12 protein-coding genes are annotated in these 9,225 nt (G+C 33.0%); 1 reads left to right on the top strand and 11 read right to left on the bottom strand.

Going from position 1 to position 9,225, the window contains the following annotated elements; all coding sequences use genetic code 11:
* The 3 genes from ACT8VG_RS04215 to ACT8VG_RS04205 form a co-directional block, all read right to left on the bottom strand.
* Positions 1-1,110 (bottom strand): PFL family protein (locus tag ACT8VG_RS04215; protein WP_444195264.1); only part of this gene is annotated, 1,110 nt, incomplete at its 3' end.
* 12 nt (positions 1,111-1,122) lie between these two features.
* Positions 1,123-1,395, bottom strand: a complete 273-nt coding sequence (locus ACT8VG_RS04210; protein WP_255413810.1) for an ACT domain-containing protein — start codon at positions 1,393-1,395, stop codon at positions 1,123-1,125.
* A 174-nt stretch (positions 1,396-1,569) separates the two neighbouring features.
* The gene (locus ACT8VG_RS04205) at positions 1,570-1,887 is read right to left on the bottom strand and encodes a PTS sugar transporter subunit IIB (protein WP_006506646.1); all 318 of its coding nucleotides are present in this window, start codon (positions 1,885-1,887) and stop codon (positions 1,570-1,572) included.
* Between the two features lie 149 nt (positions 1,888-2,036).
* Here ACT8VG_RS04205 and ACT8VG_RS04200 point away from each other — a divergent pair, with 149 nt between their 5' ends.
* Positions 2,037-2,576, top strand: a complete 540-nt coding sequence (locus tag ACT8VG_RS04200) for a YfcE family phosphodiesterase (RefSeq protein WP_217106357.1) — start codon at positions 2,037-2,039, stop codon at positions 2,574-2,576.
* Between the two features lie 32 nt (positions 2,577-2,608).
* On the opposite strand, the gene ACT8VG_RS04195 is transcribed toward ACT8VG_RS04200, so the two are convergent.
* The 8 genes from ACT8VG_RS04195 to ACT8VG_RS04160 form a co-directional block, all read right to left on the bottom strand.
* A complete protein-coding gene (locus ACT8VG_RS04195) occupies positions 2,609-2,935 on the bottom strand; it encodes a helix-turn-helix domain-containing protein (protein WP_117458020.1) in 327 nt (108 codons plus the stop codon).
* Positions 2,936-3,033: 98 nt separating this feature from the next.
* On the bottom strand, positions 3,034-5,343 hold the full coding sequence (locus ACT8VG_RS04190) for a peptidase U32 family protein (RefSeq protein ID WP_444195263.1): 2,310 nt from the start codon (positions 5,341-5,343) through the stop codon (positions 3,034-3,036).
* Complete coding sequence (locus ACT8VG_RS04185) at positions 5,344-6,036, bottom strand: 5'-methylthioadenosine/adenosylhomocysteine nucleosidase (protein WP_217106355.1); 693 nt, start codon at positions 6,034-6,036, stop codon at positions 5,344-5,346.
* Position 6,037: 1 nt separating this feature from the next.
* Positions 6,038-6,751: a class I SAM-dependent DNA methyltransferase gene (locus ACT8VG_RS04180; RefSeq protein WP_444195262.1), complete on the bottom strand. Its 714-nt coding sequence runs from the start codon at positions 6,749-6,751 to the stop codon at positions 6,038-6,040.
* A complete protein-coding gene (gene rsfS, locus ACT8VG_RS04175) occupies positions 6,751-7,095 on the bottom strand; it encodes a ribosome silencing factor (RefSeq protein ID WP_006506640.1) in 345 nt (114 codons plus the stop codon). The genes ACT8VG_RS04180 and rsfS overlap by 1 nt, the downstream gene beginning before the upstream one ends.
* A complete protein-coding gene (locus ACT8VG_RS04170) occupies positions 7,088-8,188 on the bottom strand; it encodes a nicotinate-nucleotide adenylyltransferase (RefSeq protein WP_217106353.1) in 1,101 nt (366 codons plus the stop codon). Before ACT8VG_RS04170 ends, rsfS begins: the two co-directional genes overlap by 8 nt.
* On the bottom strand, positions 8,188-8,472 hold the full coding sequence (gene yhbY / locus ACT8VG_RS04165; RefSeq protein ID WP_022424384.1) for a ribosome assembly RNA-binding protein YhbY: 285 nt from the start codon (positions 8,470-8,472) through the stop codon (positions 8,188-8,190). Before yhbY ends, ACT8VG_RS04170 begins: the two co-directional genes overlap by 1 nt.
* Positions 8,473-8,483: 11 nt before the next feature.
* A partial coding sequence (locus ACT8VG_RS04160; protein ID WP_444195261.1) for a GTPase occupies positions 8,484-9,225 on the bottom strand: 742 nt, incomplete at its 5' end.

The raw sequence follows: 9,225 nt of genomic DNA, 5'->3' as shown, positions 1-9,225 counted from the left end.
CATATCTAGACCTACTGAACATACACAAGTCATTGCTTCTAGTTTTTCTAAAGTTAAAGATCCTGCATTGACTGCATCAATCATACCCTGGTCTTCACTAACTGGAATAAAGGCACCTGACAAACCACCTACATAAGATGAAGCCATAACGCCACCCTTTTTCACCTGGTCATTTAAGATAGCAAGTGCTGCAGTAGTACCTGGAGCCCCTACTCTTTCAAGACCCATGCTCTGTAAACAATCGGCAATAGAGTCACCAATAGCAGGCGTAGGTGCTAAAGATAAGTCAATAATACCAAAAGGAATACCTAATGCTTCAGATGCTTCTAATGCAACCAACTGACCTACACGAGTGATCTTAAATGCAGTTTTCTTGATGATTTCGCATAGTTCACCAAAGTCTTTACCTTTTGCGTTCTTAATTGCTTTATGCATAACACCAGGACCACTGACGCCAACATTAATAATGGCGTCTGATTCACTGATACCATGGAATGCACCAGCCATAAATGGGTTATCATCTGGGGCATTACAGAAGATAACAAGTTTAGCACAGCCAATAGACTCAATATCCTTAGTAGCATATGCAGTCTTTTTTACAATCTGTCCAAGTAATGCGACAGCATCCATATTAATACCAGTCTTAGTAGAACCAACATTAACACTTGAACATACAAATTCAGTTTCCTTCATAGCCTGTGGAATAGACTCAATAAGCATACGTTCAGCTTTAGTCATTCCTTTAGAAACAATGGCAGTATAACCACCAATAAAGTTAATACCTAATTCCTTTGCACATTTATCTAGTGTTTTTGCAATCTGTACATAGTCTTCTGGCTTCTTGCAGGCTGAAGATCCGATAGTTGCAATAGGCGTAACTGAGATACGCTTATTCACAATAGGAATACCATATTTTTTTTCAATAGACTGTCCTACAGGTACAAGATTTCTTGCAGTAGACATGATTTTGTTGTAAATATTGTCACAAAGAACATCTAAAGAAGAATCAATACATTCAAATAAGCTAATACCGATTGTAATAGTTCTTACATCTAGATTTTCCTCTTCAATCATTTTATTTGTTTCAATAACTTCAAACTGATTAATCATCTACACATCTCCTTATAATCTATGCATCATATTAAAGATTTCTTCATGCTGGATTTTAATATCAACACCAATTTCTTTACCTAAAGCAGCAAGTTCATCTGCTAAGTCATTAAATGCTTTGCTAGAAGCATCATGATTGACAATCATCATCATATTGAAATAACCTTGTACAATAGTCTGAGAGATATCTAAAATATTAATATCATTCTCAGCAAGATAAGTACATACCTTTGCAATAATACCTACCTGATCCTTTCCAACTACAGTAATAATACCTTTTTTCACAGTCGAATCCTCCGTTTTCATAAATTTTTAAACATTATAGCAAAACTAAGTAAAAAGATAAATAAAAAGTGTAAAAATATGCTTAGACTAAATAATAGCCTTTAAAAGTAATTTAAATTGATTGTAATATCAAAAAAAGAGAAGGAATATCTCCTTCTCTTTTGTGTGTTTATGTTATTCGCCTAATAATTTAAGAGCACTAGCAAGAACAGCCTTACCGTTCATTGTTCCGTAATCTCTCATATCGATAACGTCAACAGGGATAGCACCAGCTTTTCTTGAAGCAGCTAACTTTTCGATTGCAGCTTTCTGGAATCTAACCTGTGGGCCAAGTAAGATACAGTCAACTTCTTCTAATACTCTAGGTGCATCAGAGAATGGTAAAGCGAAGATTTTTGCTTCAACTCCCTGTTCCTTAGCTGCGGCTTCCATTTTAGTTACTAATAAGCTAGTAGACATACCTGCAGAACATACTAATAAAATTGTTTTCATTGTCATTACTCCTTTTCTAATTTCTGTATTAATTATACTAATTTTTAGCCATGATGTAAACACTTACCCAAAAGTTTTTTTGGCACAATACAAAAAAGGATATTCAAAAGGCTATAAATTTAATTTATAATATTTTAGAGGTGGTTAAAATGAAGGTGTTAGTTGTAAGTGATTCGCATATGTATAACGATATATTAGAAAATATAACAAATAAATGGAAAAACAAGGTGGATTTATTGGTACATTGTGGAGACTCCTCTCTCCTTCCAAATGATCCATTACTTAAAGATTATGATATAGTTGTACATGGAAATCATGATGAAGAAGTCTTTCCTCACTATGTAGTTTACAAAGATATATTTGTGACCCATGGTAATGATTATCATGTCTATGCAGGCTATGATGAACTTATAAAAGCATGTAAAGAAAATCATTGCACGATATGTTTTCATGGACATACACATGTGCCTACGATTCAGATTCATGAAGGAATCACTTTTGTGAATCCAGGTAGTGCAATGATCAATCGAGGAAGCTATGGTTATGGAACATATGCCATTGTTGAGACAGAACCATTTAATGTCATCTATTATGATAGTCTTGATCATCATATCTGTAACCAGGAAGTTCTTGAAGAAGGTATGGTATTACTTGATGAATTTAAAAAGATTGTAAAGAATATGAAATAAGGGAGATAGCGAACTATCTCCCTTTAAAAATACTATTTTTCTTCTAATCTTTTTCTCTTATATTCAATGATGAACATGACTTCCTTTAGATCTTCATCTGGTAATTCAGATAATAATCTAGCAATATTCGCAATATTATAGTAGTCATATTTCTTACCACTCATGATTTCTTCTACACTACGTCCATATAAGCGTGAAAGAATTTTTAATTCCCCTACTGTTACATCTCTTTTACCATTTTCAATATCTGAAATTGCAGAATGAGGTACATTAAGATGTGCAGCAACTTCTTTTTGTGTTAAGTTCTTAAAAGTTCTATAAGTTTTTAGACGTTTAGCGAGATCCATATCTAATGCCATAAGTTTACCTCCCCATTTCTATCTGTAGTTTATTATAACACAAAAAAATAAAGGTGGCAATTTAGGAATTATGAAAAATATAGATTTTATCTAAAATGTTATTTGAAATATCCTACTGCATAAGGCTTCTTTAAATCACTTTTCTTCCCTTTAGAAGTACGTTTTTTTATGTCTTCTAAAACGGTTACAGTCTCATTTTCATCTTCTGTAGTCATCATAATAAAATATGAAATATTTAGAGATTGATGGTTTTCTACATAGATTGGTTCATTATGTAGTATATGATTACGACATTGATCATCAGTAAAGATATCAAAAGAAACACCTTTTCTATCTACAATCTTATAAGAATGTTTTTTGCACATACCACAATGTGGTACTTTCTTATGGAAATAAGATTGTGAAATAACACAGTGTTCACTGATCATATTCTCTGTTTTACCATAGATAGGCAAAATAAGATCAGCATTATAATCCTTCATCTGTTTAATCTGTTTTCTTGTACATTCAAATGATGCAATGACTGGTTCTTTAAATGCATAAGCATCATAATGGTTATAAATATTAAATCCCTGGCCAATAATAAGAGGATGATTTTTTAATAATCTATAGCTTCCAAAGTCATTGACAATTAACGTATTGAATTCTTTCAATAAAGGATTGTGAATGACTTCTTGTATATCTTTATCATGCATAATACGAGGTAGATAAAGATTAGGTACTTTATCATATTTTTTGAAGCATTCTAATGCTTTTTTTAGATTTGCATCATAGTAGTAGTAGACATGATCATAATATCTTAAGGCAATTTCTAACTGTTTTATATTAGAAACTACTACATGATACTCAGATACACTTTGTGGAATGACTTTAAGAGGCTGTATTTCTTTAATAGGAGCCTTGTGGTGCTTCTTAAAGGTAAATAATGCATCTAGCTTAGAAAGTGCCTCACGACGCATATTATTGATGATTGTGATAGGTATAAATAATTCACCATATAACTCTACATCAATCTTATCTGCTTCATACACAGTATGACCAAGCTTATTGAGATGATCAATGATATTCTCTTTAGTGGCAGCACGCTTTGATGCTTCTTCAATGATCTGTTCACTTACTACAGATACTTCTTCATCATCACATTTTACAACAAGCGTACAAGGCTTATTAAGAGATGCTTTAAAGGACATATCAATCTTTCGATATTTCTTTTCTTCCTGATATGTTTTCTGCATACGGTTAATTGTATCTACACTGATTGTTTTATTAACAGTTCCACCCTTCACTACATCATCAAACTCAATCTGAACATTCATGCCTGCTTCTGCTTTATTGATGAGCTTATTTTGATAATAAATCTTATTGACAGGTCTTCCTTTATCTATTTCTGTAAAGACAATAGAATCACCCTGTGTTAAATCATTTTTTAGGGCTATAGAGACACGTTTACTACGGTAGTCATATCCTTTAACATAACCTAAGAAAACGCCTTGATTACCTGAAAATGTCTCATCTACAATCTTATCAGCATGAAATGGATAACCAGATGTATAATGGCGATTAAACATCTGTTTCATATCATTGAAGTTCTCTTTTGTATAGCTAGGTGTATTCTCATAATAATGTTTAATAGCTTTAGAATAAACCTGAGTGACTGCAGCTACATATTCAGGACGCTTCATACGCCCTTCTATCTTTAAAGAAGCAACACCTGCTTCAATATATTCATTAATATGATCAGATGTACATAAATCCATTGTAGACATGAGATAACTTGTATCAATCACTTTGCCATCTTCTTCTAAACTATAAGGTAAACGGCATGGCTGTGCACAGGCGCCTCTATTACCACTTCTTCTACCAATCATACTAGACATCAAACACTGTCCAGAATAAGCCACACATAATGCACCATGCGCAAATACTTCTATTTCTAAATCTGTATGAGAACAGATATATTTAATTTCATCAATGGTATTTTCTCTAGCAAGAACGACTCTTTTAACACCTAGATCTTCAAAATAACGTAATGCTTCTAATGACATCACACTCATCTGAGTAGAAGTATGAAGTTCCATATCAGGATATCTTTCATGAACTAGTTTTAATAAGCCAATATCCTGGATAAGAAGTGCATCTATTTGTAACTCATATAAACTATCAATTAATGAAATGACATCTTTCATTTCATCATCTTGATATAATGTATTAACAGTTACAAATATTCTTACATTTCTTAGATGAGCATACTGAATAGCCTGGTCTAGTTCTTCTAGATTAAAGTTCTTAGCGAAGGCACGTGCTGAAAAGGCAGTTGTTCCAAGATAAATCGCATTAGCGCCATTCGCAATAGCGCCCTGCAGAGACTCAAAATCACCTGCAGGGGCCAATAATTCAATTCTATTCATTTATACAAGTTTTTGAGCTAAATCATAGCACATACGTGCTGATGACTTTGCAGCTTCCTTAAGATATTGATCAAACTGGATAGAACTGCTGCCTTTATCAAAAATATCACTTAATCCACGTACAATAATAAATGGTTTATTAAAGACTGTACATACCTGAGCTACTGTTGCAGCTTCCATTTCAGAACATAATGCATCAGGGAAGTGTTCTTTGATTGCATCTACCTGGTCTTTTCTTGCGACAAATTGATCACCAGAGACAATAAGACCACTATATACTGTTAAGCCATTATGTTCAAAGATTTCTTTTGCATAAGAAACAAGTGTCATATCAGCTTCATAGTAAAGAGGCATATCAGGTACTTGTCCATATGGACGTCCAAAAGCAGTGACATCGACATCATGATGCGCTACCTTTTCACTGATGATGACATCTCCGACATTTTCTTTTAAATCAAGTCCACCTGCAGAACCAACATTGATGACATGATCAATATCAAAGTTCTTTAATAAAAGAGTAGCTGAAATAGCTGCATTAACTTTACCAATACCACCCTGGACAACTACAACTTCTTTTTTTCCTAATAAACCTTCATAAAAATGATAATTACATTCCTGGTATTCTTTTTCAACATTCATTAAAGCAAGTATTTCATTGACTTCTTCTTCCATTGCACCAATAATACCTAACATGTTAATCCCTCACTTTCTTTACTACAAATATAATACGTTCACACTCTTCCTTGTATTCACTAAAATCACTATAATAAGCAATTGACTTAAATCCTGCTTTTTTAAGCATCTTAACATATTCTTCAACAGGAAGTGTTTTTTGACGATGTGTTTCATCAACATGATGACCATCTTCGTCAATAATAATATGATGAGTAATCCCACCTTTATGATCACTTTCTACATCCCATGAGAAGAAGAAATCTTTATCTTCATTCTTTTCATTGTAATCATCTAAAATCACATTACATTTATAAAGACTGTTCACATCAAAAATAAATGTTCCATTATATTTTAAACCTTCATAAACATTATTAAAAACATCCTGCACCTTCTTCTTGCTTAAAACATAGTTAATTGCATCTGTTAAACAAAGAATAGTATCTACAGGCTGAGATAAGGCAAAATCACACATATCAATTGTTTCAGTTAGAAGTTCAACACCTTCATCCTTAGCTTTTAAGGCAGTGATGTTTACCATATCTTCAGATAAATCAGTGGCTAGAACCTGATGACCTTCTTTCGCAAGTTCAATAGCAGTTAATCCAGTTCCACATCCTAGTTCTAATACTGTTTTAAGATTAGCATGTTCATGAATAAATTCTAAATAATCTGAATAGAAGTCCGGGTCCATTAAAGAATCATAATAATAAGAAAACTCTTTATAGGCAGTCATTATGCAAGATACTCCTTGATATCAATAGTAGGCATATCACTCCATAATTTCTCTAAATTATATTCTTTACGTGCTTCTTCAGAGAAGATATGGCAGATCACATCACCTGCATCAATAAGGATCCATTCTGCATTACCACGGCCTTCTATGCTTTTAATTTCAAAACCATTCATTTCACACTGGTCAACTACATTATCCTGAATCGCATTTAATAAACGTTTATTAGATGCAGTACATAAAATAAATGTGTCATATAAAGGAGAGGCGTTCTCCATATTGATTGCCACAATATCCTGGGCTAATTTATCGTCCATTGCTTTCACAATACATTCTACTTTAGTCATTATTAACTCCTTTTACATATTTATCATAAACTTCAAAGAAACATGGGTCGATTGGACGATGCTTCTTTGTGGAAAATTCATAAAAATCAGTCAGACAGTTTCTAAATCCTGCTTTAATATCACGTTTACATAAAGTAATCTGTTCTGATGAATTATAACCTCTTAAAGGGTCTAACTTATCAGCACAATATAAACTCATACCAAGAAGGCTCATAGATGTAGAAGCTGTTGTATGATCTTCAATGGCTTTTAAGATTTCTTCATCACTGATAAGAAATTCATTCTCACATACATAACGTGAGAGCCATTGATGCCAGATAGGTTCAGGCTGATCTAAATGAGAAGCATAATGCTTCTTCATTAATTTTTTAGCCTGATCATGAGGCATTTCTTTTGCAACATCATGCATCATACCAGCAATATAGCCTTTGAGAGGATCAATGCCATTGCTTTTACAGAAATCTCTTGTGAGAGAAGCGACACTTAGAGTATGCTTATAGCGTTTTTCTTTCATTCTATTTCTAATCATTGTATCAAGATATAAGCCATTTTTAGAAATATATTTGAGTACATCTTTATCGAGCATATCTAATGCCCCTTCTTTGATTTCTGTGCTAGATGCAGTTATTTCTACATTATCCATCTTAATAAAGTGATATCTCTCTAAATTAGGATGAGCTGTAGGATAACCACCTCTATTAAAGGCTACTAGCTGGACTAATTCTGATATTTCTTCAGCTTGTTTCCATTTTTCAAACGCCATAGCCTGATCCATACCCATTAAATAATATAAATTATCATTAGGATACATTTCTTTTAATGCATGAATCGTATCAATTGTATAATTCTTTTCATCGCTTGTAGTATCAAGCTCAATAGTACAAACCTTCATTTTTGGTTCCTGGTGAATCGCAATCTCTATCATTTCTTTACGCTTATCGCCAGGGGCATTCTGTTTATCCTTCCAAGGGTTGTTTTTAGTAGGAATGAAGTAAAATGAATCAAGAGAAAGTAAAGATAAAGCCTCCTTTGCAATCTCTATATGCCCTTTATGGATAGGATCAAAACTACCACCAAGTAATCCAATATTCATTAGATCTTATAAATTCCTTTTTCACTTGATTTATAGAAAACGATTGTATGTCCAATAATATGAACCACATCTGCTTTAGTACCCATTGAGATTTCTAAAGCTACTTCATTCACTGTTTCAGGGCAAGTATCTAATAACTTCACTTTAATAAGTTCTTTAGCCTTTAATGCATCATTGATGCTGTTGATCTGTTTTTCTCCTACACCATCTTTACCAACCTGAAAAATTGGCTTTAAGCTATGTGCTTCGCTTCTTAAAAATTTCTTCTGTTTACTATTTAACATTCATATATCCTCTAAATTAAACTTTCTCTCATAAATACATCAATACCTTCAGGTACATAAACCTTGATCTTGCCTTTAGGTGCATGAATACATATAAATCCTAAACCAGAGATCACTATATCACGTTTTTCTTCTGGTAAAGTAAATTCATAAGCCTTCATTTCTTTCATTGATGAAGCGGGTCCATAAACCTGTAACTGTTTATGTCTATTAAATAATTCATCTGCTTTTTCAGTCTTTGTACGATGAATCTGCATATTTCTAGAAAAGTAGCAGATGAAGTTTCCTTTATCTCCCTTTGTATAATCAATTCTTGCAAGACCACTAAAGAAGATTGACTGATCATCATTCAACTGGTATATCATAGGCTTTACTTCGCCCTGAGGCATAATATAAGCCAAATCCTTTTCATCTACAACAGATGTGTACTGATGTTCATTCATGATACCTGGAGTATCATATAAAGATGAATGATCATCAAGAGGAATCTTGATTAAATCAAGAGTGGTACCAGGGAATTCACTTGTAGTAATAAGATTAGATGCATCTGAATAGTTCTTCAACATACGGTTGATAAATGTAGACTTACCAACATTAGTAATACCTACGACATATACATCACGGCCGTGACGGTATTCATCAATCTTATCAAAGATTTCATCAAAGTTCATATTCTTCTTACCACTTGTAATAACTACATCAAGAGGCTTGATACCATATTCCTTGAACTGTCTTCTTAAGAATGTATTAAGT

It is taken from the genome of Catenibacterium sp. (genome assembly GCF_052354645.1).
Taxonomy (GTDB): Bacteria; Bacillota_I; Bacilli_A; order Erysipelotrichales; family Coprobacillaceae; genus Catenibacterium; species Catenibacterium mitsuoka_A.
The sequence above is the reverse complement of the archived record's forward strand: the minus strand, read 5'-3'. Positions and strand labels throughout refer to the sequence as shown.

What these genes read in the sequence shown, in the direction of transcription:
- ACT8VG_RS04205 (WP_006506646.1), bottom strand. Translation starts at nt 1,887, where the DNA reads ATGAAAACAATTTTATTAGTATGTTCTGCAGGTATGTCTACTAGCTTA.
- ACT8VG_RS04200 (WP_217106357.1), top strand. Translation starts at nt 2,037, where the DNA reads ATGAAGGTGTTAGTTGTAAGTGATTCGCATATGTATAACGATATATTA.
- ACT8VG_RS04195 (WP_117458020.1), bottom strand. Translation starts at nt 2,935, where the DNA reads ATGGCATTAGATATGGATCTCGCTAAACGTCTAAAAACTTATAGAACT.
- ACT8VG_RS04190 (WP_444195263.1), bottom strand. Translation starts at nt 5,343, where the DNA reads ATGAATAGAATTGAATTATTGGCCCCTGCAGGTGATTTTGAGTCTCTG.
- ACT8VG_RS04185 (WP_217106355.1), bottom strand. Translation starts at nt 6,036, where the DNA reads ATGTTAGGTATTATTGGTGCAATGGAAGAAGAAGTCAATGAAATACTT.
- ACT8VG_RS04180 (WP_444195262.1), bottom strand. Translation starts at nt 6,751, where the DNA reads ATGACTGCCTATAAAGAGTTTTCTTATTATTATGATTCTTTAATGGAC.
- rsfS (WP_006506640.1), bottom strand. Translation starts at nt 7,095, where the DNA reads ATGACTAAAGTAGAATGTATTGTGAAAGCAATGGACGATAAATTAGCC.
- ACT8VG_RS04170 (WP_217106353.1), bottom strand. Translation starts at nt 8,188, where the DNA reads ATGAATATTGGATTACTTGGTGGTAGTTTTGATCCTATCCATAAAGGG.
- yhbY (WP_022424384.1), bottom strand. Translation starts at nt 8,472, where the DNA reads ATGTTAAATAGTAAACAGAAGAAATTTTTAAGAAGCGAAGCACATAGC.